The following is a 22369-nucleotide window of genomic DNA, read 5'->3' on the forward strand; positions in this document are numbered from 1 at the left end:
GTCCGACGATCTGGGGCTCGTAAATTGCCTTGCCCCATTCTGGCGTGGCTCTCTCGGTCGGTATGACGCACGACGAGATCATCACGGATTTCTTGAGCTGACTTAAGCCGACATCTGTGCGTCTCTAAGACTTGTGCTTTAGCCCCAAAAAAGCCTGATAGAATCAGATTAGCTGGTGGGATTGACAGGGCTTACATTCGTGATCCGCTGCGGCGTGTCTAGATGCTTCAGGGTAGTCTTCAATTCCGCCTTGCATCCGGCGACACCAGGATCGGTGCGCCGCCGGCGATGCGGACGGGGTCGTCTTCGTCGTCCGGCTTCGGCGGAGGCACCCGCACGATCGCGCGGCCGTTCGACATCCTGACATCGCCGTCGAGGACGAGCTTCAGGGCATGCGGGTAGAGCCGGTGCTCGGCCCGGAGCAGGCGTTCGGCGAGGGTGTCCGGCGTGTCGCCGGGCTCGATGGCGATCGCCGCCTGCGCGATGATCGGGCCCTCGTCCATGCGTTCGGTCACGAAATGCACGGTGCAGCCATGAACCCGCATGCCGGCGTGAAGGGCCCTGGCATGGGTGTCGAGGCCCGGAAACAGCGGCAGCAGCGAGGGGTGGATGTTGATCATCCGGCCGGCATAGCGGCGCACGAAGCCGTCCGACAGGAGCCGCATATAGCCGGCGAGGCAGATGACGTCGGGCTTCAGCGCGTCGAGGCGTTCCAGGACGGCTGCTTCGTGCGCGGCGCGGCCCTGATAGGCCTTCTGGTCGATCGCGAAGGCGGGGATGTCGTAGCGACGCGCGGTGTCGAGGCCCGGCGCATCGGGCCGGTTGGAGAGGACGCCGACGATCTGGCCGGGAAAGGCCGGATCCATGCAGGCGGCGATCAGTGCGCTCATGTTCGATCCCCGGCCGGAGATCAGGACGACGATCCGCTTGCGCCTTGTCTGGCTCATCACCGCGTCCCTTCTGCCGACCGTCTCACGACAGGTCCAGCGCGCCGTTGAAGGTGACCGCCGCGTCCTGGCGCGGCCTGAGGCGCCCGAGCGGCACGACCGTCTCGCCGGCGCTCTGGAGGAGGGCGCTCACCGTCGCCGCGTCCGCCTCGGAGACGACGACGACCATGCCGACGCCGCAGTTGAAGGTCCGCAGCATCTCGGCCTGTGTGACGCCGCCCTCGCGCGACAGCCAGCCGAAGACGGGGGGCGGGGAGACCGCGAAGAGGTCGATGTCGGCGCGCAGATGATCCGGCAGGGCGCGCGGGATGTTTTCGACGAAACCGCCGCCGGTGATGTGGGCGAGGGCCTTGATGCCGCCAGTCTCGCCGATCGCCGCAAGCAGCGGCTTCACATAGATGCGCGTCGGCGTGATCAGCGCCTCGCCGAGGCTTTGCGCGGCGTCGAAGGGCGCGGCCGCATCGAAGGCGAGGCCGGTCGTCCCGACGATCCGGCGCACCAGCGAATAGCCGTTGGAGTGGACCCCGGAAGAGGCGAGACCGAGCAACATGTCGCCCGATTCCAGCGTATCCGTCCTCGGCAGGAGCCGGCCGCGCTCGGCCGCGCCGACGGCAAAGCCCGCAAGGTCGTAATCCTTGCCGGCATAGACGCCGGGCATCTCCGCCGTCTCGCCGCCGATCAGCGCGCAGCCCGCCATTCGGCAGCCTTCCGCGATCCCCTTGACGATCGCCTCGCCCTCGGCCGGATCGAGCCGGCCGGTGGCGAAATAGTCGAGGAAGAACAAGGGCTCGGCGCCCTGGACGACGAGGTCGTTGACGCACATCGCCACGAGGTCGATCCCGATCGTGTCGTGGAGGCCGGTCTCGATCGCGATCTTCAGCTTGGTGCCGACGCCGTCATTCGCCGCGACGAGGACCGGGTCGGTGAAGCCGGCGGCCTTCAGGTCGAACAGGCCGCCGAAGCCGCCGATCTCGCCGTCGGCGCCCGGCCGGGCGGTGGACCTGACGAGCGGCTTGATGCGCCGGACGAGTTCGTTGCCCGCATCGATGTCGACGCCCGCATCGCGGTAGGTGAGTGAGTTCTTGTCCGCCATGATCCCCGTACCCTTCGCGCCGAGTTGGCACGATCGCGCCCGACGGGCAAGAGCCTGCCGCATCGAGCCGGGCCGTGTCCCAACGCATCCCGTTGGAACGGCCTTTCGGATGTGTATAATGGTGCGGACATTACACCATTGAGTCGGCCATGCGAACCAATATCGAGATCGACGACGAATTGATGAGCCTTGCCAAGCGCGTCTCGGGACTCAAGACCAAACGAGAGATCGTCCAGAAGGCGCTCGAGGAATATGTCGCATGGCGCGCGGCGGAAGAAAGGTTGCTGGCTCTGGAGGGTGCTGTGAACTGGGAAGGGGACCTTGACGCGCTGCGACGGGACAGGTGATCCTCGTCGATACCTCCGCCTGGATCGAATATCTCAACGGGACGGGCTCCGAGACGGCGCGCAGCGTCCGAAGGGCGATCCCGAGCCGCCAAGTCGTGCTCGGAGACCTGATTCTCGTCGAGATTCTCCAGGGAATCCGCGATCCCAAGACCGTGGCTGCGACGCGCGAGACGCTGCTTCTCCTACGCCGTGAATCGATGTGCGGGTTCGGCGTCGTCGAGCAGGCGGCGGCGAACTTCCGCCACCTTCGGCGCCGCGGGATCACGATCCGAGGGACTGTCGACGTCATCCTCGCCACATGGTGTATCGTCAATGGGGCCACCATCATACACAACGACCGCGATATGACGGTGATGGAAGGCGAGCTCGGGCTGATCCCGCATGTCGACGGCTGATGTCCGTTACGGCGGCAAGCGCCGCGCGACAGTCGTCACCCCATTCCGATCCCCGTCTCGCGCTGAAATGCGATCATGTCGAAGCTGGGCGCGCTTCGCTTCAGGCCGGTCAGGATCGCATGCGCCTGGCCGCGGTGGTGGGTCTGGTGGTTGAAGAGATGGCTGAGCGCCGGCGACAGGGGCTGGGTGATGTCGCGGGGATTGGTGACAGGCTGGTAGGTGAAGGTTGCCGCAAGGTCGCTCTCCGACAGGCTGTCGATCCAGGCGATGATGCGCTCGTCCTCGGCCCGGCGTGCGGCCCGAAGCGGCGCGAGCGCCTCGAACAGGATGGCGTCGAGCGTCGCCGGCGCCTCGCCCCGTCCGGTGAAGCGCTTCATCCAGATCCGGTCGGTGACGAGGAGATGGTTGAGCGTGCCCATCATCGAGCCGAAGAAGACGCCGCGATCCGCGGTAAAGTCCGCGTCGGACAGCTCGGCGGCCGCATCGTAGAGCCGTTCGTTGCACCAGCGATTGTAGCGGGCGAACATTCCGGCCGTGTCTGGCGAAATCATGCGGCAGCTCCCTCTTGGCGATGGTCGGAACGGGTCGGGAATCGGGATCTCGACCTTCCGTCCGGTCGATGATCCCTTTCCGACGCCCCGGCGACAAGAGCCCTCCGGCCGCCCCTGTGGTGATCGCCCCGAAGTCCGGGATGCGGGACGCGGTCCGGCACCCGCGCGAGTGTCCTGGAACGGCCCGGCCTGTCGGGCGTGCGGCTCTGCCGTCCGCATGATTTGAGCCCGGCGGCGGGCTGTGTCATACGAGGCCGTGGCAGGGATCGTTCCAGCCCCCCGCATCGGGCGCCTCGCGCCGTCATGCCGCCGCCGCTTCAAGGACATTTCATGCCGTTCCGCCTGACTTCCCAGCCGCTCGCCCGTGCTCTCGCCGCCCGAGGCTATGAGGAGCCGACGCCGGTCCAGGATGCGGTGCTGGAGGAGGGGACCGCCGGACGCGACCTCCTCGTCTCGGCGCAGACCGGCTCCGGCAAGACCATCGCCTATGGTCTCGCGATCGCCTCGACCCTTCTCGGCGATGCCGAGCGCTTCGAGCCGGCCGGGGCGCCGCTCGCGCTGATCGTGGCGCCAACGCGCGAACTTGCCATGCAGGTGACGACGGAGCTCGGCTGGCTCTATGCGGAGACCGGCGCGCGCGTCGTCACCCTGGTCGGCGGCATGGATCCGCGGGCGGAGCGGCGCCGGCTCGCCGAAGGCGCCCATATCGTCGTCGGCACGCCCGGCCGGTTGCGCGATCATCTCGAGCGCGGCGCTCTGCAGATCGGCGGCCTGACGGCGCTGGTCCTCGACGAGGCCGACGAAATGCTCAATCTCGGTTTCCGCGAGGATCTCGAATTTCTCCTGGAAGCGACGCCCGCCGAGCGGCGCACGCTGCTCTTCTCCGCCACGCTGCCGAAGACCATCGCGGCGATGGCGCGGAAATATCAGCGCGATGCCTTGAGGATCGAGGTCGCCCGCGGCACCGCCGGCCATGCCGACATCGACTACCGGGCGGTGCGCATCGCGCCCAACGAGGTGGAACATGCGATCGTCAACGTCCTGCGGCAGGCCGAGGCGCCGAGCGCGATCGTCTTCTGCAATACGCGGGAATCGGTGCGCCATCTCTCCTCCGGCCTGATCGAGAGGGGCTTTGCGGCGGTGACGCTGTCGGGGGAACTCGGCCAGGCCGAGCGGAACCAGGCGATGCAGGCGCTCAGGGACGGGCGGGCGCGGGTGTGCGTGGCGACCGACGTCGCGGCGCGCGGCATCGATCTGCCAAGTCTCGGCCTCGTCATCCATGCCGAGCTTCCGGGCGATGCCGAGACACTCCAGCATCGCTCGGGGCGCACCGGCCGGGCCGGACGCAAGGGGGTGTCGGTGCTTCTCGTGCCGATCTCCCGGCGCCGCAAGGCGGAGCGGCTGCTTGCCGAGGCGCGGCTGAAGGCCACTTGGCTCGCAGCGCCCTCCGCGGAGGAAATCCGCCGCCTCGACGAGGAGCGGCTCCTGTCGGACCCGGTCCTGACCGATGAGCCGAGCGAGGAAGACCTGACCGCCGCAAGGCGCCTCCTGGAGACACGTGGGCCGGAGGAGATCGCGGCAGCGCTCGCGCGGCTCTACCGCTCGCGGCTGCCGGCTCCGGAGGACGTGTTCGACCCCGGCTTCGGACCCGATCCGAAGGGTGGCAGGGACGGATTCGAGGGCGGGGAGCGTCCCGGCCGCAAGGAGCGCGCCGAGCCGCGGGGGCCTGTCGTCTGGTTCCGCATGGATGTTGGCCGGCGCAACAACGCCGATCCCAAGTGGATCCTTCCGCTCCTGTGCAGGCGCGGCAAGATCTCGCGTCAGGACATCGGCGCGATCCGCATCTTCGACCGCGAGACGAAGGTCGAGATCGCCGAGAGCGTCGCCAGGAAATTCGCCGCAGCGGCCGAGGTGAGCGACGGCGACGACATCACGATCTCGCCTGCCGAAGCGCCGGCAGAGGGCGCCCGCGGTCCGCGCGGCAAGGTCCGGACCGGACCCGGCAAGGGCGGAGACCGTCCGCCCCAGGGCAAGAAGCCGCCGCACCGCAAGGGCGCGAAGCCGTCTGCGGGCGGCCGGAACGCCGCTCGCGCCGAGGCACCCGCAGACCGGCCCCGCGACAAGCCGCGCCGGGAAAAGCGGCCGAAGTCCTGACCGGCGGCGCGCGACGGATTATGACGAACGGCGACCGCCAAAGAGAGGAGCGTCCCGCAGATGGCCATCCAGCTCTATGAACTCGTCGGCCGCGATGCCGGCCGCCCCTTTTCGCCGCATTGCTGGAAGGCGCGGCTGGCGCTGAAGCACAAGGGGCTCGATTTCGTGACCGTCCCCGTGCCGTTCACCGCAATCCCCGAGATCGAGGGCGGAGCTTCGAAGATCGTCCCGCTCCTGAAGGACGCAGAGACGCTGGTCGCCGATTCCTTCGCCATCGCGGAATATCTGGAGGCGGCCTATCCCGATGCGCCGTCACTCTTCGGCGGCGAGGGCGGCCGGCGGCTCGCCCGCTTCGTCGAGGCATGGTCGATGGCGACCATCCACGCGGCGCTGCCGGGCTTCGTGATCATGGACATCCACGATTGCCTGGCCGAGCCGGACCAGGCCTATTTTCGCCAGAGCCGCGAGGCGCGCATGGGGCGGCCGCTCGAGACGGTCGTCGAAGGGCGGGAGGCGCGCGTCGCGCACTTCCTCGCCTCGCTCGCGCCGCTGCGCAAGATGGTGGAGGGACAGCCCTTCCTCGGAGGCGAAACGCCGCTCTTTGCCGACTACATCGTCTTCGGCGCCTTCCAGTGGCTGCGCGTGGTCTCCGGCTTCCCGCTGCTGCCGGCCGAGGATCCGGTCGCGCACTGGTTCGAGCGTTGTCTCGATCTGTACGAAGGTCACGGGCGCTCGGTGCCGGCGGCAGCTGCAGCCTGAAAACGCGGTCCCAGCCTGCCTTGCCCGCGCGGAATGTCGCGGCTATAGGTCCCGCCACCTCCCAACCAGAGTTTTCAGGACAAGGACATTCCCATGGCGCTCGAACGCACCTTCTCGATGATCAAGCCGGACGCGACCCGCCGCAATTTGACGGGCGCGATCACCAAGATGCTGGAGGATTCCGGCCTGACGGTTGTCGCCTCCAAGCGCGTGTGGATGAGCCGTCGCGAGGCCGAGGGCTTCTACGCCGTCCACAAGGATCGTCCCTTCTTCGGCGAACTCGTCGAGGGCATGACCTCCGGCCCGACGGTCGTTCAGGTGCTGCAGGGCGAGAACGCCATCGCCAGGAACCGTGAAGTCATGGGCGCGACCAATCCGTCCGACGCCGCGGAAGGCACGATCCGCAAGACCCATGCGCTGTCGATCGGCGAGAATTCGGTGCACGGGTCCGACGCGCCGGAGACCGCGAAGCAGGAGATCGCCTACTGGTTCGCCGAGACCGAGATCGTCGGCTGATCAAAGGCCGCAGGACCGCACTCGCCGCCCACTGTCAGGGCGGCGAGCTCGCGATCTGCATTCGTGTGAAGAGGGGAGGCCGCCGGTCTCCCCTTTTTCGTGTGTTGGCGCACTTGCGAACGGCGGGGCTTCAGGCTGTCTACGCCTCGCCGGTGAAGAAGGCGGCGAGCACGGCGACGAGAATGATCGTGTAAAGCGCGACGCTGCCGGCCACGAGCACGATCTGATAGTTGCGGTTGAGGCTAGACCGCGTCACCTCGCGCGCCTGATGCAGGAGGTTTGGCCAAGTATAGGAGACGAAGTCGCCCTGCGTCATGATCGAGACGACGCGACCGCCCTCGTCGACAATCGGAAGGCGCCGGAAGCGCTCGTTCGACATGATCCGCATCCAGTCGATCAGGTCGTCGTCGGCCCGCGCCACACGCGGATTGGCCGTCATGATCTCGGAGAGCTTCGTCGTCTCAGGATCGCGCCGCCGGGCGACGAGGCGGTTCAAAATGTCGCGTTCCGTCACGACGCCGATCAGCTTTTCATTGCCGTCGCAGATCATCACCGAGCCGACATTGCGCTCGTTCATCGCCGTGACCGCTGCCATTGCAGTGTCGTCCGGCCCAAAGCTCAACGGTTTTGGCTTGTCGCGGAATTCCGGCCTGTCCTTGATCTTCATCCGGTGTGCCCTCCCAGCATGAGATCAAAGAGCAACAATAACACGAGTTGTCCGGCTGAGTATAGTGGGGCGTCTTCTGCGGGATTATCATGCGCTGCGGTGGAATGAATTTGCGCTGCAAAAGTATCTTGTGAACTGAATCAAGCTGATGGCGCCTGGATTGACGCAGGTGTCGCGCCGCCTGCCGTTCGCGGAGCAGTGAGCCGGGTGCGGCGCCGGCGGCGTCGCTGGCGAGCCGATGCAAATTGCCGCGCTTCTTATCGCACGCTCACTTCCCATGTTGCGTTGCGACCGGCGGTCGCAACACGAATCCAGGATGGACGTATCCATGTCGAGACAATCACCGGCCGAGACCGACGCCGGGATGGCCTGCAACGGTGCAGGCACCAGCAGGGATCGCGAGGCCGGGCGCCGCTTGCCCGGGGCCTCGGGCTGGCCGGTCCGCAGGCGCCGAATGCTCGTCCTCGGCCTGAATGCGGCGACGATCCTCGCGCTCTGCCTTGCAGTGGCGGCGCTGCTGTCGACCGACGGGGTCGACTGGCTGGACGCCGTGGTTCTTGCCGGCTTCTGCCTTGCGACGCCCTGGACGGTGCTCGGCTTCTGGAACGCGGCGATCGGTCTGTGGCTGCTGCACGGGCCGGCAAGGCCAGAGGAGAGCGTCCATCCCTATTTCCGGGACGGACCGGACGGCCGTCCGAAGGGGCTTTCGAGCCGCACGGCGATCCTCCTCTGCCTTCGCAACGAAGATCCCGAGCCGATCTTCCAGAGGCTGGAGGCGATGCGCCGGAGCCTGATCGCGACGGGATTCGCGCAGCATTTCGAGTACTTCCTCCTGAGCGACACGGACGAGCCCGACATCGCCGCGCTCGAGCGGCAGGCCTTTGCCCGCTTCGTCGCACGCATTGCCGGCGATGGGCGGATGGCCGCTCCCTCCTACCGCCGCCGGGCCGTCAACACGGACTTCAAGGCCGGCAATATCCGCGATTTTCTGGAGACGAAGGGCGAAGCGTTCGACTACTTCCTGCCGCTGGATTCCGACAGCGTGATGGGCGGCGAGGCGATCCTGCGCATGGTCGCGGCGATGGAGAGGCACGAGGAAATCGGCATCCTGCAGAGCCTCGTCGTCGGCATGCCGGCGGCCGGCGGCTTTGCCCGTATCTTCCAGTTCGGCATGCGGCACGGCATGCGCGTCTTCACCATGGGCGCGACCTGGTGGAACGCCGATTGCGGGTCCTACTGGGGCCACAATGCGTTGATCCGCACGCGGGCCTTCGCCGAGCACTGCCGACTGCCGCACCTTCCCGGAAGGCCGCCGCTCGGCGGCCCGGTCCTGTCGCATGACCAGCTGGAGGCGGTCTTCATGCGGCGGGCCGGCTACGAGGTGCGGGTGATCCCGATCGAGACGCGGAGCTACGAGACAAATCCGCCGACGCTGCCCGACTTCATCAAGCGCGACCTGCGATGGTGCCAGGGCAACATGCAGTATTGGCGCTTCCTGTTTGCGCCCGGCCTGAAGCCGCTCAGCCGCTTCCAGCTGGCGCAGGCGATCCTGATGTATGTCGCGCCCGCCGCCTGGATCGCGATGACCCTCGCGGCGAGCGCCAAGGCGATCGCCGGCGGCTTCGACCCGGCCATGCTGGCATTCGGCATCGCCCTGTTCCTCACGATCTTCTTCCTCAGCATCGCGCCGAAGCTCGCCGGAATGGCCGACGTCTTCCTCACCCCCGGCGCCCTCAGAGCCTATGGAGGGGTGTCCCGCTTCGCGGTGGCAGGTCTCCTGGAGGTCGCCGCCTCGATGCTGATCGCGCCGATTGTGGCTCTCGCCGTCACGCTATTCCTGGCGGGCCTCTGTTTCGGGCAGACCGTCACCTGGAGCGGACAGAACCGCGACCGCCTCGGCATCGGCTGGTGGAGCGCGGTGCGCGCGATGACGCCCCAGACCATGCTCGGTCTCGGGCTCGCCGCGATCCTTTTTGCGCACAAGCCCTCGGCTCTCCTCTGGGCCTCGCCTTTCGTCGCCGGTCTCGCGCTGGCCGTGCCGTTCACCGTCGTCACCGCGGCGCCGTGGTTCGGACGCGTGATCGCTCGCACCGGCCTCTTCGCGATCCCGGAGGAGACGGCGCTGCCGCGCGTTCTCGGCAATCTCGTCCCGCATGCGGCAAGGCGCTGGCGCCGGCCGGAGCGGCGCCTCGCTGTCTCGAAAGCGCCCCTTGCCGCGATCACGGCAAGCTCCGAAGGCCAGGGCCGCGGCGGCTGATGGGTGGGCGCGGCGCCTTGTCCGGCCTGACGGCTCTCGCCGGTATCGTGCGCAGCCTGCGTATCTATCACGGAGACCGCGATCATCTCGCCGGGCTTGAACGGCTCTACCGGGCGCATGTCGGGCCCGGCGACCTGGTCTTCGACGTCGGGGCGCATGTCGGCGATCGCGTCCGCGTCTGCCGGCGGCTCGGAGCACGCGTCGTCGCGGTCGAGCCGCAGCCCCGGCTTGCCCGGTTGCTCCGGACGATGTTCGCCTTCGATCGTGGCGTCAGCGTCGTGGCGGCCGCCGTCGCGGACGCGCCCGGCGTGATCGCTCTCCGCGTCAACCGTTCCAACCCGACCGTCTCGACTGCCTGCGCATCCTTCGTGGACGCTGCCGCAGCGAGCCCGGAATGGGAGGGAGAACGCTGGGACGAGACGGTCGAGGTACAGGCGACGACGCTCGACCGGCTGATCGCCGAGCATGGTCGGCCGGCCTTCGTGAAGATCGACGTCGAGGGGCTGGAGGACCGTGTCCTCGCCGGCCTCAGCGAGCCCGTCCGGTGTCTTTCCTTCGAGTTCACGATCCTGCAGCGCGACGTCGCCCTGCGGGCGCTGGCGCGCTGCGAGGTGCTCGGCTACCGCCGCTTTGGGCTGTCGCTCGGCGAGAGCCATGTGATGAGCCATGACGGGCCGATCTCTGCCGCCGGGATCGCCGATCAGATTCGCTCGCTGCCCGTGGAAGCCAATTCGGGCGATGTCTACTGCTATCTTTGAGGCTGGCCCGCCCCGCGCGCCGGGCGGGCCGAAGGATCAGCTCGAGGGACCTGCGGCCAGGCTCGCGATGTCGATCATGTGGCCGGCCTTGGCTGCCTTGGTCCTCAGATAGTTCTCGTTCTCCGCCGTCACCGTTCCGGTCAGCGACGTGCGCTCCACGACGTCGATCCCGCAGGCCCGCAGGAAGGCGATCTTGCGCGGGTTGTTGGTGAGAAGATCGATGCGCGCGATCTCGAGGCCCGAGAGCATCGCCGCGGCCGCCTCGTAGCGGCGCTCGTCGGCGCCGAAGCCGAGTTCGGCATCGGCGTCGATCGTGTCGAGGCCCTGCGCCTGCAGGCCGTAGGCCCGCATCTTCGCGGCGATGCCCGTGCCGCGACCTTCCTGGTCGAGATAGAGCATGACGCCGCCGCCCTTCTTCTTCAGCGCTTTCAGGCCATTGCGAAGCTGGTCGCCGCAATCGCATTTGAGCGAGCCGAAGAGATCGCCGGTGATGCAGGAGGAATGCACCCTGACCGGCACGACCTTGGAGCGGTCCGGATCGCCGACGACGATGGCGATCTGGTCGCGCTGCGCGAGCCCACCGCGAAAGACGACGAAGCGCGCAAGGCCGATGTCCTTCAGCGGCACGTCTGTCTCGGCGACGACGGAAAACCGGCCGGTCTCCGCCTTTTCCGCCGCGGCAAGGTCGCCCGGCCGGATCGTCACGGTGTCGGCGAAGGCGGGATCGTCCGCCTCAATCTCGCCGACGACGATCGCCGGCAGAAGCAGGGCAAGCCGCGCAAGGCCCGCCGCCTCGCGCGCAGGCGCCGTCCCGGCGCGCCAGGTCTGCGGAATGACGGCGCCCCTCAGATAGCCGGTGTGGCAGGCGTCCTCATGGCTGACGCCGGCAAGCGGCACCAGCGCGCCCTGCGGCGCGTCGATGCCGAGGACGCCGGCACGGGGCGGGGTGAGGAAGAGGAGATGGCGATTGCGCAGAGCCGCCGCGAAACTGTCATAGCCCGCCCGCGTCACCGTATCGAGCGCCAGGGCGACGAGCGCCCGGCCGTTGCCGTAAAGGACGCGCAGCGGCCGACCGTAGCGCAGTTCGGCGGCGGCACGCTCGCAGCGGATCGCGGCCGAGGCCGGCTCGTCCCGCATCTCTTTCTCTGACAAGATTTCACTCACGTCACTCGCCTTCGTTTGCCGGGCTCGAGATCGGCCGGAACAACACTGTTCTGCTCCATCTATTGGCGAGACGGCGAATGGCCATGCTCTCGCGGCGCGTCAGTCTGTTGCCGGGAGGTGAACGGCAGCGGGCGAGGCGGTTGACCGCGCGCGGCTCGGACCCAGTTTCGGAGCCGACACGGCCGTCGCTCGGGCGGCCCGGTGCCCTTTACCTCTTGGGAAACTGCAAGCAATTGGAACGCCTTCCGAACGTTCGTCCGGTTCCTGACAGGGCTGTGCCGCTTTTTTGTGGAGGCCGGTCGGGGATGCCGTCGCCAATCCGGCGAAGCGGATGGCCGCAGCGATGACGACACAATGTCGCGCTCTCTGGTTGATCGGCGTTGGCCGTGCCGAGCTTCGAGACGAGACGCTCGCCGAGGCGGGCGAGGCAGTGACCATTGCGAACCGGTTCGGGGCGATCAGCCGCGGTACCGAGGCGCTCGTTGCCGCCGGGCGCGTTCCCAAGGACGAGGCGGATCGCATGCGCGCGCCGTTCCAGGAGGGCGAGTTCCCGTTTCCGGTCAAATACGGCTATGCGGCCGTGGGGGACGTTCTGGACGGGCCCGCTGACCTTGCCGGCCGCACCGTCTTCTGCCTCCATCCGCATCAGGATCGGTTCCGCGTGCCGGCGGAGGCGGTGATCCCGCTGCCGGCCGACGTGCCGGCGGAGCGGGCTGTGCTCGGCGCCAATATGGAGACGGCGCTGAACGCAGTCTGGGATGCGCAGATCTCGCCCGGCGACAGGGTGGCGGTGATCGGCGGCGGCCTCGTCGGGACGCTCGTCGCCTATATTGCGGCACGCATTCCGGCGACCGACACCGTGCTCGTCGACATCAATTCCGACCGCGCGGCTCTCGCCGAGCGGCTGGGCATCGGCTTTGCGACCCCCGAAACTGCGCCGTCAGGCTGCGACGTCGTCGTCAACGCCTCGGCGAGCGAGGACGGGCTTGCGAGCGCGATCGCCGCCGCGGGCTTCGAGGGGCGGATCGTCGAACTCTCCTGGTATGGCGACCGCAGCGTCATCGTGCCGCTTGGCGGCGCCTTTCATTCGCAGCGGCTTTCGATCGTCGGCTCGCAGGTCGGCTCGATCGCGCCGGACCGGCGCGCGCGCTGGGACAATCGCCGGCGCCTCGAGACGGCGTTGCGGCTCTGTGCCGATCCGCGGCTCGACGCCCTGATCTCGGGCGAGACGGCGTTTTGCGACCTTCCCGCCGTCTACGCAAAAATCCTCGCCGATCCGGCGACCCTCTGCCACCGCATCCGCTACGCCTGACCCCGGAGACCCAGCCCATGTTCGCCGTCGAAGTCCGCGACCACATGATGATCGCCCACAGCCTGAAACGCCCGGTCTTCGGGCCGGCGCAAGGCATGCACGGCGCGACCTTCGTGGTCGACGCCGCTTTCTTCACCGAGGAACTCGACGAGGACGGCCTCGGCATCGATATCGGGCTTGCGACGAAAGTCCTCGCCGAGGTGCTGAAGCCGCTGAACTACCAGAACCTCGACGAGGTCGAGGCGTTTGCCGGCAAGGTGACGACGACGGAATTCCTGGCAAGGCACCTCTTCGGGGAGATCGCCGGCAAGATCGCCGCCGGCGAACTCGGCGAGGGCGGCGGCCGCATCCGCCGGCTGCGCATCACGCTGCATGAATCGCATGTGGCGAGGGCCTGGTACGAGGCGGCGCTGTGAGCCGCCGCCTCGTCTTTGCCATTCCCGGCGATCTCGCCACGCCGAGCGGCGGCTACGCCTATGACCGGCGCATGATGGCCGAACTCGCTGCGCTCGGCTGGCAGGTCGATCATCTTGGCCTGCCCGGACAGTTTCCCGAGCCCGACGCCCATGCGATGGCGAGCGTCGCCGGCCAGTTCGGCAAGCTTCCCGACGATGCGCTGGTGATGGTCGACGGCCTCGCCTTCGGCGCCATGCCGGAGATCGCGCGGCACGAGGCGAAGCGGCTGCGGCTGGTCGCGCTGGTCCATCACCCGCTGGCGCTGGAGACCGGCATCTCCGAGGCGGCGGCGAAGCATCTGGCGACGAGTGAGCGGGCGGCGCTCACCGCGGCCCGGGCGGTAGTGGTGACGAGCCCGGCGACGGCGGCGACGCTCCGCCGCGACTACGGCGTTCCGCAGGATCGACTGAATGTCATCCTTCCCGGCACGGACAGGCCGGACCCGTCCTCCCCGACGTCCGCAGCTGACGGGCCGCCGCTGATCCTTTCCGTCGGCAGCCTGATCCCGCGCAAGGACCATGCGACGCTGGTCGCAGCGCTCGGCGCTCTGCTCGATCTCGACTGGCACTGCCGGATCGTCGGTAGCGACATCCAGGGCGGCGGGACGGCCGCTGAGCTGAAGCGGCAGATCGGGGAACTCGGCCTTCAGTCCCGCGTCGAACTCACCGGCGCGATCCGGGACCTTGCGGCGGAGTATCGGGCGGCCGCGATCTTCGTCCTGGCCAGCCACTATGAAGGCTTCGGCATGGTCTTCGCCGAGGCGATGGCGCACGGGCTCCCCATCGTCGCCTGCGCCAAGGGAGCGCCGGAAGAGTTCGTGCCGGCCGAGGCCGGGGCGCGCTTCAAGCCGGGCGATGCGGCCGGGCTTGCCGCAGCGCTTCGCGGACTGCTGGCAGATCCCGAGCGACGCGCCCTCGCGGCCGCCGCCTCCCGCAAGGCGGGCCAGGCACTGCCGAACTGGCCGCAGTCCGCCGCGGCCCTGTCCGAGATCCTCGAAAGGCTGGCGGCATGAGCGCGTTCGCCTCGACCTGGCTGGCGCTGCGCGAGCCGGCGGACCGGGCGGCGCGGGATCAGGCGCTGCTGTCTGCCGCCGCATCCCATGCGAACAGCGTCGCGAACCCTCTGATCGTCGATCTCGGCTGCGGCACCGGCTCGACGCTGCGCACGCTGTCGCCGCTAGTCCCTGCCGCCTCATGGCGGCTGGTCGACAACGATCCGGCGCTGCTTGCCGAGGCAAAGCGGCGCGCAGCAAACGATGCCGTCGAAACGGCGGAGGCGGATCTCCGGGATGTCGCCGCCACCCCGCTCGCCGGAGCGCGGCTCGTCACCGCATCCGCGCTATTTGACCTTGCCTCCCGGGAGATGGTGGCGGCGCTTGCCGAGCGCCTCGCAGCAGAGGGCACCGGGTTCTACGCAGCCCTCAGCTATGACGGCACGGCCCGGTGGAGCAAGACGCATCCGCTCGATATCGCGGTGGTCGCCGCCTTCAACCGCCACCAGCGCGGCGACAAGGGGCTCGGGCCCGCATTGGGACCGGGGGCCGGCGCCGAACTTGCCACTGCATTCGGGCAGCGCGGCTTCGACGTGAGATCAGCTGAAAGTCCGTGGACCCTTGGGCCCGACGACGCGGATCTGCAGGCAGCCTTCGTCGAGGGCATGGCGAGCGCCGTGTCGCAGACGGAGATGCTGGAACCTGAAGACGTCGAAACGTGGCTCGCCGCGCGCCTTGCGTCTGTTTCGACCGGCCGGTGCGTGATCGGCCATCTCGACATCCTGGCCCTGCCGAAGGGCTGACCTCAAAGCGACCGCGCCGCTCTTCGGCCCTCCCTACCTCTTTGCTCGCTCGTATCAGAGCATGCGTTCGAGCATTGGATCGCGGCGGATGAGATGGTGGTGCAGGACGCCAGCGATGTGCAGGGCGAAGAGGACCAGGATCGACCAGCCGAGGAAGACGTGGACCGACATCAGCGTCGGCGCGAGATCGGACTTGCCGATCGGGCTCGGGACGGTGACGAGACCGAACCAGTCCAGCGGAAAGCCGAAGGCGTTGGTCGCGAGGAAGCCGAAGACCGGCTGGGCGATCAGCGCGACATAGAGGAGGGCGTGGTTGAGCCCGGCAATCCGCTCCTGCCAGACGGGCAGGGGAGGGCGTGGCGGCGGCGGGTTGATGAGCCGGACAGCCAGCCGCGCCAGCATCAGCCAGAGGATCAGGAAGCCGAAGGATTCGTGGATGAAGTAGAAGTCGAGCTTCACGTCCTCCTTCACGAACTCGATCACCATGCCGAAGGGCCAGACGATGAGGACCAGGAGCGCAACCAGCCAGTGGAACACCCGTGAGGCGACCGGATAGCGCCAGCTTTCGGATAGGTGGTCGTAGGGAACGGCCATCGTCATCTCGCTCTCGATGCATTGGCGGCTAGTAAAGCGGATTCGGCGCCTTGGCGGTAGGGTGTTGGAAGGTCGCGGCATGTCGGGAGCTCGCAACGGGCGCCCCGCAGGCCGTCATCCGCCGGCCTGCGGAGCCGTTGCGAGCGAGACGGACTTGATCTGCGCGATCAGCCTGTCGCCCGCAGAAAGCGCGAGAAGCCCGGCCGAGCGGCGCGTCACCGTCGCCATGAAGGTGAAGTCCTCGGCGCCGTCGAGCGCGAGGAGTATCGCCAGCTTGGCCGGGGCGGCCGGCTCGATCGCCAGGATCTTCACCCGCAGCGTGTTGAGGATGGTCGACAGCGCGGGCGTCTCGCGCGTCAGGCTGACATCGCTCGCCTCGATCCTCAGGCGGCGGATGCTGCCGATCTCGTCCGGTCCGCTGCCGTCGACGAAGACCCGCTGGCCGCCGAGGTCGAGTTCGGCCAGCTCGTCGGCGGCGTCGAAGCCGACGACCTTCGCCGGAAGGACGGCGGCCGCATGCGGATCGCGCACGAAACCGAGCGCCACATCGGTCAGGGCCGCGTTCAGCGGGCCCGCCGCCTTCACCCGCCCCGCTTCGAGGACGACGATACGGTCGGCGAGCCGCTCCACCTCCGAGATGTCGTGGCTGACATAGAGGATGGGCAGGGAGAGGCCGGCGTTCAGCCGTTCGAGATAGGGCAGGATCTCGTCCTTCGCCGCCCGGTCGAGCGCCGAGAGCGGCTCGTCCATCAGGAGAAGCTTCGGCCGCGACAGGATGGCCCGGCCGAGCGCCACGCGCTGGCGCTCGCCGCCGGAGAGCGCCGCAGTGGCCCGGCAAAGCAGCGGGGCGAGGCCCAGCATGGCCACGACCTCGTTCAGTCCTGCCGGGTCGATCCCGCCGGGGCTGCGGCGGGCGCCGAAGGTGAGGTTCTTCTCCACGGACAGATGTGGAAACAGGCTCGCCTCCTGGAAGACGTAGCCGGTCGCGCGGCGATGCGGCGGCAGATAGCGTCCGGCATCCTGCCAGGTCTCTCCGGCGACGGTCACGAAGCCGGTGAGCCGCGTGAGGCCCGCGATCGCGCGCAGGAGCGAGGTCTTGCCGGAGCCGGACGGGCCGAACAGGGCCGTGACGCCCGAGGCCGGCGCCTCGAAGGCGGCGTCGATCGAGAACGCGCCGAGTTTTCCGGCGAGCGAGACGGAAACGCCGCTCGCGCGGTCTTCGGCGAGGCCGTCGCGGGCGCTCATGAGCGAAGCTGTCCGAGCCGGCGCCCGATCAGGCTCATGGCAAGGAGGATCAGGAAGGAGAAGACCAGCATGCCGCCGGCCAGGATGTGGGCTTCGGCATATTGCAGGCTTTCGACATAGTCGTAGATCGCCACGGACAGCACCTTGGTCTCGCCCGGCACATTGCCGCCGATCATCAGGACGACGCCGAATTCGCCCACCGTATGGGCAAAGCCGAGAACGGCGCCGGTGAGAAAGCCCGAGCGCGCGAGCGGCAGGGCGACGGTGGCGAACCGGTCGAGCGGCGCGGCCCGCAAGGTGGCCGCGACTTCCAGCGGACGGTCGCCGATCGCCTCGAAGGCGTTGCGGACCGGCTGCACGACGAAGGGCAGCGAGTAAACGACCGAGCCGATGACCAGGCCCTCGAAGGAGAAGGCGAGGGTCCTGACGCCGAGAAACCCGCCGAGGCCCTCCGGACCGAGGGCGATCAGGAGGTAGAAGCCGAGCACGGTCGGCGGCAGGACGAGCGGAAGGGCGACCAGCGTACCGACCACCTCGCTCCACAAGGACTTCGAGCGCGCTAGCCACCAGGCGAGCGGGGTTCCGACGACGAGCAGGATCAGCGTCGTCGTCGTCGCCAACTCCAGCGTCAGCCGGACCGGTGTGATGATGTCCCCGAGCTGGAGCACGCTTGCGTCAGCTTCCCGTCCCGTAGCCGTATCTGGCGATGATCTTGCCAGCCTCCGGCCCCTTGAGAAAGTCGATGAAGGCTTGTGCGGCCTCATTGTCCGCGCCGGTCTTCAGGAGCACGGCATCCTGGCGGATCGGCCGATAGAGGTCAGCCGGAACCTCCCAGCGCGAGCCGGCCTCGGTTCCGGCGACCTGTGACAGTGCGACGAATCCGAGCTCGGCATTGCCGGTCATCACGAACTGGTGGGTCTGGGCGATATTGGTTCCCTGGACGATCTTCGGCTGGAGCTCGTCATAGACGTTCAGCGCCCGCATCGCCTCGATGGCCGCCGCGCCATAGGGGGCGGTCTTCGGATTGGCGATGGCGATCCTGTCGAAGGCGCCCTTCTCGAGGGTCGCCTCGCCCATCACCAGTTCGGGATCGGCGGAATAGAGGACGATCTTGCCGATGGCGTAGGTGAAGGTCGTGCCCTTCACGCCATAGCCTTCAGTCACCGCCTTTTCCGGGCGTACGTCGTCGGCGGCGAGAAACACGTCGAAGGGCGCGGCCTGCGAGATCTGGGCGTAGAGCGTGCCGGTCGAGCCGAAGCTGAGCTCCGCCGTGTCGCCGGTCTTCTCATGGAAGGCCTCGGCGATCTCCTTGGCGGCCTCGGTGAAATTCGCGGCGACGGCGACCGAGGTCGAGGCGGCATGCGCCGACAGGGGTATGACGGCGGCGAGGGCAAAGCCGCAGGCGGCGGCGAGGCGGTTCGCGAGGGGCAAGCGGATCCTCCAAGTCGATATGTTTGATGATACATATCGTACTCTGGCGTTTGGCAAGCCTGCAAACGTTATTTTCATTTGGACACATCGCTTTGCGTCGGATCCGCGAGAAGTCCCCGCAAATCCGCCGCTTCTTGCGCGATGGCGCGTTCGGCTGCCGCCTGCATCGCCCGGTAGGCCGCCAGGACGCGTTCCCCCGCCGGCGTCAGGACCGCGCCGCCTCCGGCGCTACCGCCGCGCGAGGAGGCGACGAGCGGCTCCCGGAAGGCCGCATTGAGATCATCGACGAGGCTCCAGGCGCGCTTGTAGCTCATCTTCAGCCGGCGCCCCGCGGCCGCGATCGAGCCGGTCTCGCCGATCGCCTCCAGAAGGTTCGCCTTGCCCGGCCCGATGCTGGTGCGGCCATCGAGGCTGACGCGCAGATGGCCGAGGGCGGGCGGCGACGGTACTGTCGTCTCCGCCATGTCAGAGCGAAGCGGGGCGAGCGGGAGACGAGGGCGCCCGCGGGATCTGGCGAGCGGCGGCGCCGTGCCGGCGACAGATCATCGGATTTCCCGCAGCGCTTCGTCGATTTCCGCCGCGCTCGGCATCGCGGTCTGGGCACCGACCTTGCGACAGGCGAGAGACGCGGCGACGGCCGCCCGCCTCGCGGCCTGCGGGGCTGCAAGACCTTGCGACAGAGCCGCCGCGAAGACCCCGACGAAGGTGTCGCCCGCGCCGGTCGTGTCGATGACCTCGACCGGGCAGGCGGGAACGGGCTCGGCAGTCTCGCCCGCGGACACGAGGATGGCACCCTTGGACCCGAGCGTGGCGATCACCGTGACGTCGGCGTGGCGGGCGAGGTTTTCCGCGCTCGCCGCCGGCTCCTTTCCGCCGACGCCGCACAGCATCGCGGCGGCCGTCAGCTCGCTTTCGTTGACGATCAGGACATCGCTGGCGGCAAGCAGATGCGACAGGTCGGCCTCGCCGAGGTCGGCCGGCACGGGCGCCAGATTGACGACCACGATCCCGCCGGCCGCGCGCACGGCGTCTGCCGCAGCGAGATTTTCCGAAAGCGGCGTCTCCATCTGGAGGACCAGCACCTTCGCCCCGAAGCGGGCAGGGGAGACGGCGGCCGCCTTCAGGAGCCCGTTTGCGCCGCTCGCCACGGTGATGGCGTTCTCGCCGCTGCGATCGATGCTGATGAAGGCGCATCCGGTCGGCTCGGCGGCTATCTGCAGATCGGAGAGATCGATGCCTTCGGCGGCGAGGGCTTGTCTTATCCCGGTGCCGAATTCGTCCTCTCCGACGGCGGCGGCAAGCGCGACAAGGCCGCTTTGCCCGAGCGCCCGCGCCGCGGCGACGGCCTGGTTGGCGCCCTTGCCGCCGAAGAGCTGCTCGTAGCGTGGCGCAAGGACGGTTTCGCCGGGTCTCGCGATCGAGCGAACCCTGCAGATGAGATCGACATTGGCCGATCCGAAGACGAGGACGGTCGTCTCGTTCGGCGGACTGCTACCGGAAATCTCGCTCATGACGGTCTCGCGCATTCGTCGGTTTGCTGACGGAGGCAGCCATGTCCATGGTCCGAGCCCGCCGCAGCGAGTTGTCCGCCAATCGCGCCGGACGCTCAAGTCCGGGGCGGCCGGATTTTGCATAATGCCGCATGCAGGCTGCGTCCCGCGTTTCGCGGGCGGGCCGTCTGTGGATCACCCGCACCAGTGCCTGCCTGTCGCGCAGCGCCGCCACCGGCTTCCCGAACAGGGTAAACGACTTGCTAACGATTCGCTGCGTAAGGTCCTGGCAGCAAGTCAGGATAACATAAGTCAAACTTATGGAAAGACGCCGTAAGAACTACCCGCTAGTTATTCTGATTATAAGCCGGCGGTATGTTGTTTTCTATGACCTTTCACGAGATTAAATCTCAAAAATAACTGCCGTTTAACGAGTTGCGTCTAGGGTGCGCTGCCGGTCACTAAAGATTTAGACGTCGAGAGGGGAAAGATGTCGATGAAATTCGCAGACCTGAAGTTGTCCCGGAAGATTGGTGCTGCCTTCCTGGTAATGACGCTCGGTGCTGCCGCGATGGGTGGCGTTCTGCTCTGGTCGATGAACCGGCTCGACGTTGCCGCGCACAACAAGAATCATCATGTCGATCTCGGCAATGCTGCCGTTGCTGCGCGCTTCACGGTGGCACGTCAGGAGAACTCGATGCGCGGCTTCATGATCACGCGCGACGAATACTTCGCGAAGCGGGTCAAGGAACATTACGCCAGCTTCGAAAAGGCGATGGACGAGCTTCGCAGCCTCGCCGGTCCGGTCTTCACATCCAAGGCGGCCCAGGCCGAAACCGCGATGAAGGCGTGGCAGGCTGAAATCGCCGATCCGGTGATCGCCAATGCCCGCAACGACGCGACCTACCCGCAGGCGCTTGCCATCTTCAATTCCGGAAAGGCCGACGAATTCATCGAACCAATCGAAACGATCCTCGACGAACTGCGCGACGGCGAGATGGCGCAGATCAAGGCAACGGCCGTCGAAGAGAATGCGGCGATCCGGGCCGCCAAGTGGGCAGTCGGCCTCGGGATGAGCTTCCTGGTCCTGGCCGCGATTTCTCTGGGATGGCTGTTGTCGCGCGGCATCGCCAGGCCGATCAGCGAGATGACGGGTGCGATGCGTCGCCTGGCCTCCGGCGACAAGACGGTCGACGTGCCGGGGGCGGATCGCGGTGATGAGGTCGGTGAGATGGCCGCGGCTGTCGTGACCTTCAAGGAGGCCGCGATCGAACGCGACCGGCTGGCCGAGGAGGCCGAGGCCGCGCGCATCAACCGCGACCAAGCCAAGCAGCGCCAGGCCGCGCTCGACAACGCCAAGGCCGAGGATCTGAAGGCCTTCGTCGGCATGGTCGAGGTTGGGTTCGAACGCCTGGCAGCGGGAGATCTCACGGTGCGCATGGCCGATCAGGTCGCACCGGAATTCGAGCCGATCCGGGCCAAGTTCAATGTCAGCGTCGAATCGCTGGAGGGCGCCATCGGACATGTCCTTCGAGCAATCGGCTCGATCCGCGGCGGCCTGGGAGAGATCACCACCGCCTCCAACGATCTCGCTCATCGCACCGAGCAGCAGGCGGCGAGCCTGGAAGAGACCGTCGCCGCGCTCGGCGAGGTGACAACGGTGGTCAACCGCACGGCCGACGGCGCCGGCAACGCCCAGAAGGTCGCGACCTCGGCGCGCCAGAAGGCCGAAAAGGGCGGTGCGATCGTCCAGAAGGCGGTCGATGCGATGGGCCAGATCGAGGCCTCGTCCAACCAGATCTCGCAGATCATCGGCGTGATCGACGAAATCGCCTTCCAGACCAACCTCCTGGCGCTGAATGCCGGGGTCGAGGCGGCGCGGGCCGGCGAGGCGGGCAAGGGCTTTGCCGTCGTCGCCCAGGAAGTGCGCGGGCTCGCCCAGCGCTCGGCCGAGGCCGCCAAGGAGATCAAGGGCCTGATCCAGGCCTCCAGCGAGCAGGTCGGTCAGGGCGTCGACCTCGTCACCGCCTCCGGCAAGTCGCTCGATGAGATCGTCGCAGAAGTCTCCTCGATGACCGAGGTGATCGCCACCATTGCGACCTCCGCTCGTGAGCAGGCGACGAGCCTGCGCGAGGTTTCGACCGCCGCCGACCAGATGGACAAGGTGACGCAGCAGAATGCGGCCATGGTCGAACAGTCGACGGCGGCCGCTCAGAATCTCTCCAAAGAAACGAACGAGCTCGCGGCAGCTATGTCGAATTTTAAGACCTCGGCTGTTCTTATGGCGTCACGCGGAGCGGTGCAGGGTCGCCCGGCCGATAACGCCACCCAATCCACGCGATCTGCTCCGCGCGTTCAGATGCGGACGGTCGGCAGGGGCGGCGCCGCCGCTGCGGCGATCGGGGAAAATTCGCAAGAGAGCTGGGAAGAATTTTAATG

General features: G+C 67.7%; 23 protein-coding genes. 12 read left to right on the plus strand and 11 right to left on the minus strand.

Annotated elements, in window-relative coordinates; translation table 11 throughout:
- Positions 1–239: 239 nt before the first annotated feature.
- Both purN and purM read right to left on the minus strand, forming a co-directional pair.
- Complete coding sequence (gene purN / locus LH400_RS04075; protein WP_229151395.1) at positions 240–947, minus strand: phosphoribosylglycinamide formyltransferase; 708 nt, start codon at positions 945–947, stop codon at positions 240–242.
- A 25-nt stretch (positions 948–972) separates the two neighbouring features.
- On the minus strand, positions 973–2040 hold the full coding sequence (purM, locus tag LH400_RS04080) for a phosphoribosylformylglycinamidine cyclo-ligase (protein ID WP_229151397.1): 1068 nt from the start codon (positions 2038–2040) through the stop codon (positions 973–975).
- 149 nt (positions 2041–2189) lie between these two features.
- Here purM and LH400_RS04085 point away from each other — a divergent pair, with 149 nt between their 5' ends.
- Positions 2190–2387 (plus strand): type II toxin-antitoxin system VapB family antitoxin, encoded by a 198-nt coding sequence (locus LH400_RS04085; RefSeq protein ID WP_229151399.1) that lies wholly within the window; start codon positions 2190–2192, stop codon positions 2385–2387.
- Positions 2384–2782, plus strand: a complete 399-nt coding sequence (gene vapC, locus LH400_RS04090) for a type II toxin-antitoxin system VapC family toxin (RefSeq protein WP_229151400.1) — start codon at positions 2384–2386, stop codon at positions 2780–2782. The genes LH400_RS04085 and vapC overlap by 4 nt, the downstream gene beginning before the upstream one ends.
- Positions 2783–2817: 35 nt before the next feature.
- Here vapC and LH400_RS04095 read toward each other — a convergent pair whose 3' ends face one another.
- Positions 2818–3333, minus strand: a complete 516-nt coding sequence (locus LH400_RS04095) for a DinB family protein (protein WP_229151401.1) — start codon at positions 3331–3333, stop codon at positions 2818–2820.
- 330 nt (positions 3334–3663) lie between these two features.
- Here LH400_RS04095 and LH400_RS04100 point away from each other — a divergent pair, with 330 nt between their 5' ends.
- The 3 genes from LH400_RS04100 (at position 3664) to ndk (ending at position 6762) form a co-directional block, all read left to right on the plus strand.
- Positions 3664–5487, plus strand: coding sequence for a DEAD/DEAH box helicase (locus LH400_RS04100; RefSeq protein ID WP_229151402.1), 1824 nt, complete (start codon positions 3664–3666; stop codon positions 5485–5487).
- Between the two features lie 60 nt (positions 5488–5547).
- Positions 5548–6246 carry a glutathione S-transferase family protein gene (locus tag LH400_RS04105; RefSeq protein ID WP_229151403.1) on the plus strand — a complete coding sequence of 233 codons (699 nt, stop codon included), beginning with the start codon at positions 5548–5550 and terminating at the stop codon, positions 6244–6246.
- A 93-nt stretch (positions 6247–6339) separates the two neighbouring features.
- Complete coding sequence (gene ndk, locus LH400_RS04110; RefSeq protein WP_229151404.1) at positions 6340–6762, plus strand: nucleoside-diphosphate kinase; 423 nt, start codon at positions 6340–6342, stop codon at positions 6760–6762.
- Positions 6763–6901: 139 nt separating this feature from the next.
- Here ndk and LH400_RS04115 read toward each other — a convergent pair whose 3' ends face one another.
- Complete coding sequence (locus tag LH400_RS04115) at positions 6902–7429, minus strand: CBS domain-containing protein (protein ID WP_255616808.1); 528 nt, start codon at positions 7427–7429, stop codon at positions 6902–6904.
- 328 nt (positions 7430–7757) lie between these two features.
- Here LH400_RS04115 and mdoH point away from each other — a divergent pair, with 328 nt between their 5' ends.
- Both mdoH and LH400_RS04125 read left to right on the plus strand, forming a co-directional pair.
- Complete coding sequence (mdoH, locus tag LH400_RS04120) at positions 7758–9686, plus strand: glucans biosynthesis glucosyltransferase MdoH (RefSeq protein ID WP_229151406.1); 1929 nt, start codon at positions 7758–7760, stop codon at positions 9684–9686.
- 17 nt (positions 9687–9703) lie between these two features.
- Positions 9704–10444 carry an FkbM family methyltransferase gene (locus LH400_RS04125; protein ID WP_229151407.1) on the plus strand — a complete coding sequence of 247 codons (741 nt, stop codon included), beginning with the start codon at positions 9704–9706 and terminating at the stop codon, positions 10442–10444.
- Positions 10445–10480: 36 nt separating this feature from the next.
- Here LH400_RS04125 and ribA read toward each other — a convergent pair whose 3' ends face one another.
- A complete protein-coding gene (gene ribA, locus LH400_RS04130) occupies positions 10481–11608 on the minus strand; it encodes a GTP cyclohydrolase II RibA (protein WP_229151408.1) in 1128 nt (375 codons plus the stop codon).
- A gap of 343 nt (positions 11609–11951) precedes the next feature.
- On the opposite strand from ribA, the gene LH400_RS04135 reads away from it, so the two are divergent.
- From LH400_RS04135 to LH400_RS04150, 4 genes are read left to right on the plus strand one after another with little or no spacing between them, the layout of a single operon-like run.
- The gene (locus tag LH400_RS04135; protein ID WP_229151409.1) at positions 11952–12920 is read left to right on the plus strand and encodes a zinc-dependent alcohol dehydrogenase; all 969 of its coding nucleotides are present in this window, start codon (positions 11952–11954) and stop codon (positions 12918–12920) included.
- A gap of 17 nt (positions 12921–12937) precedes the next feature.
- Positions 12938–13336: a 6-pyruvoyl trahydropterin synthase family protein gene (locus LH400_RS04140; protein ID WP_229151410.1), complete on the plus strand. Its 399-nt coding sequence runs from the start codon at positions 12938–12940 to the stop codon at positions 13334–13336.
- A complete protein-coding gene (locus LH400_RS04145) occupies positions 13333–14388 on the plus strand; it encodes a glycosyltransferase family 4 protein (RefSeq protein WP_229151411.1) in 1056 nt (351 codons plus the stop codon). Before LH400_RS04140 ends, LH400_RS04145 begins: the two co-directional genes overlap by 4 nt.
- Positions 14385–15170, plus strand: coding sequence for a class I SAM-dependent methyltransferase (locus LH400_RS04150; RefSeq protein ID WP_229151412.1), 786 nt, complete (start codon positions 14385–14387; stop codon positions 15168–15170). The genes LH400_RS04145 and LH400_RS04150 overlap by 4 nt, the downstream gene beginning before the upstream one ends.
- A 54-nt stretch (positions 15171–15224) precedes the next feature.
- Here LH400_RS04150 and LH400_RS04155 read toward each other — a convergent pair whose 3' ends face one another.
- The 6 genes from LH400_RS04155 to LH400_RS04180 form a co-directional block, all read right to left on the minus strand.
- A complete protein-coding gene (locus LH400_RS04155) occupies positions 15225–15764 on the minus strand; it encodes a cytochrome b (protein WP_229151413.1) in 540 nt (179 codons plus the stop codon).
- Between the two features lie 114 nt (positions 15765–15878).
- Positions 15879–17009: a molybdenum ABC transporter ATP-binding protein gene (modC, locus tag LH400_RS04160; RefSeq protein WP_229151414.1), complete on the minus strand. Its 1131-nt coding sequence runs from the start codon at positions 17007–17009 to the stop codon at positions 15879–15881.
- A complete protein-coding gene (modB, locus tag LH400_RS04165) occupies positions 17006–17677 on the minus strand; it encodes a molybdate ABC transporter permease subunit (RefSeq protein ID WP_229151415.1) in 672 nt (223 codons plus the stop codon). The genes modC and modB overlap by 4 nt, the downstream gene beginning before the upstream one ends.
- A gap of 7 nt (positions 17678–17684) precedes the next feature.
- Positions 17685–18440 (minus strand): molybdate ABC transporter substrate-binding protein, encoded by a 756-nt coding sequence (modA, locus tag LH400_RS04170; protein ID WP_370638326.1) that lies wholly within the window; start codon positions 18438–18440, stop codon positions 17685–17687.
- 74 nt (positions 18441–18514) lie between these two features.
- Positions 18515–18904 carry a winged helix-turn-helix domain-containing protein gene (locus tag LH400_RS04175; RefSeq protein ID WP_229151416.1) on the minus strand — a complete coding sequence of 130 codons (390 nt, stop codon included), beginning with the start codon at positions 18902–18904 and terminating at the stop codon, positions 18515–18517.
- 78 nt (positions 18905–18982) lie between these two features.
- Positions 18983–19951: a ribokinase gene (locus LH400_RS04180; RefSeq protein ID WP_229151417.1), complete on the minus strand. Its 969-nt coding sequence runs from the start codon at positions 19949–19951 to the stop codon at positions 18983–18985.
- A gap of 475 nt (positions 19952–20426) precedes the next feature.
- On the opposite strand from LH400_RS04180, the gene LH400_RS04185 reads away from it, so the two are divergent.
- Positions 20427–22367 carry a methyl-accepting chemotaxis protein gene (locus tag LH400_RS04185; RefSeq protein ID WP_229151418.1) on the plus strand — a complete coding sequence of 647 codons (1941 nt, stop codon included), beginning with the start codon at positions 20427–20429 and terminating at the stop codon, positions 22365–22367.
- The last annotated feature ends 2 nt before the right edge of the window (positions 22368–22369 follow it).

Source organism: Jiella soli, from assembly GCF_020615385.1.
Lineage (GTDB): Bacteria > Pseudomonadota > Alphaproteobacteria > Rhizobiales > Rhizobiaceae > VKMB-3413.

Coding starts and splice junctions, on each gene's coding strand:
- mdoH (WP_229151406.1), top strand. CDS start 7,758: ATGTCGAGACAATCACCGGCCGAGACCGACGCCGGGATGGCCTGCAAC.
- LH400_RS04095 (WP_229151401.1), bottom strand. CDS start 3,333: ATGATTTCGCCAGACACGGCCGGAATGTTCGCCCGCTACAATCGCTGG.
- LH400_RS04105 (WP_229151403.1), top strand. CDS start 5,548: ATGGCCATCCAGCTCTATGAACTCGTCGGCCGCGATGCCGGCCGCCCC.
- purM (WP_229151397.1), bottom strand. CDS start 2,040: ATGGCGGACAAGAACTCACTCACCTACCGCGATGCGGGCGTCGACATC.
- LH400_RS04100 (WP_229151402.1), top strand. CDS start 3,664: ATGCCGTTCCGCCTGACTTCCCAGCCGCTCGCCCGTGCTCTCGCCGCC.
- purN (WP_229151395.1), bottom strand. CDS start 947: ATGAGCCAGACAAGGCGCAAGCGGATCGTCGTCCTGATCTCCGGCCGG.
- LH400_RS04175 (WP_229151416.1), bottom strand. CDS start 18,904: ATGGCGGAGACGACAGTACCGTCGCCGCCCGCCCTCGGCCATCTGCGC.
- modC (WP_229151414.1), bottom strand. CDS start 17,009: ATGAGCGCCCGCGACGGCCTCGCCGAAGACCGCGCGAGCGGCGTTTCC.
- LH400_RS04185 (WP_229151418.1), top strand. CDS start 20,427: ATGAAATTCGCAGACCTGAAGTTGTCCCGGAAGATTGGTGCTGCCTTC.
- LH400_RS04155 (WP_229151413.1), bottom strand. CDS start 15,764: ATGGCCGTTCCCTACGACCACCTATCCGAAAGCTGGCGCTATCCGGTC.
- LH400_RS04150 (WP_229151412.1), top strand. CDS start 14,385: ATGAGCGCGTTCGCCTCGACCTGGCTGGCGCTGCGCGAGCCGGCGGAC.
- LH400_RS04180 (WP_229151417.1), bottom strand. CDS start 19,951: ATGAGCGAGATTTCCGGTAGCAGTCCGCCGAACGAGACGACCGTCCTC.
- LH400_RS04085 (WP_229151399.1), top strand. CDS start 2,190: ATGCGAACCAATATCGAGATCGACGACGAATTGATGAGCCTTGCCAAG.
- LH400_RS04140 (WP_229151410.1), top strand. CDS start 12,938: ATGTTCGCCGTCGAAGTCCGCGACCACATGATGATCGCCCACAGCCTG.
- ndk (WP_229151404.1), top strand. CDS start 6,340: ATGGCGCTCGAACGCACCTTCTCGATGATCAAGCCGGACGCGACCCGC.
- LH400_RS04135 (WP_229151409.1), top strand. CDS start 11,952: ATGACGACACAATGTCGCGCTCTCTGGTTGATCGGCGTTGGCCGTGCC.
- LH400_RS04115 (WP_255616808.1), bottom strand. CDS start 7,429: ATGAAGATCAAGGACAGGCCGGAATTCCGCGACAAGCCAAAACCGTTG.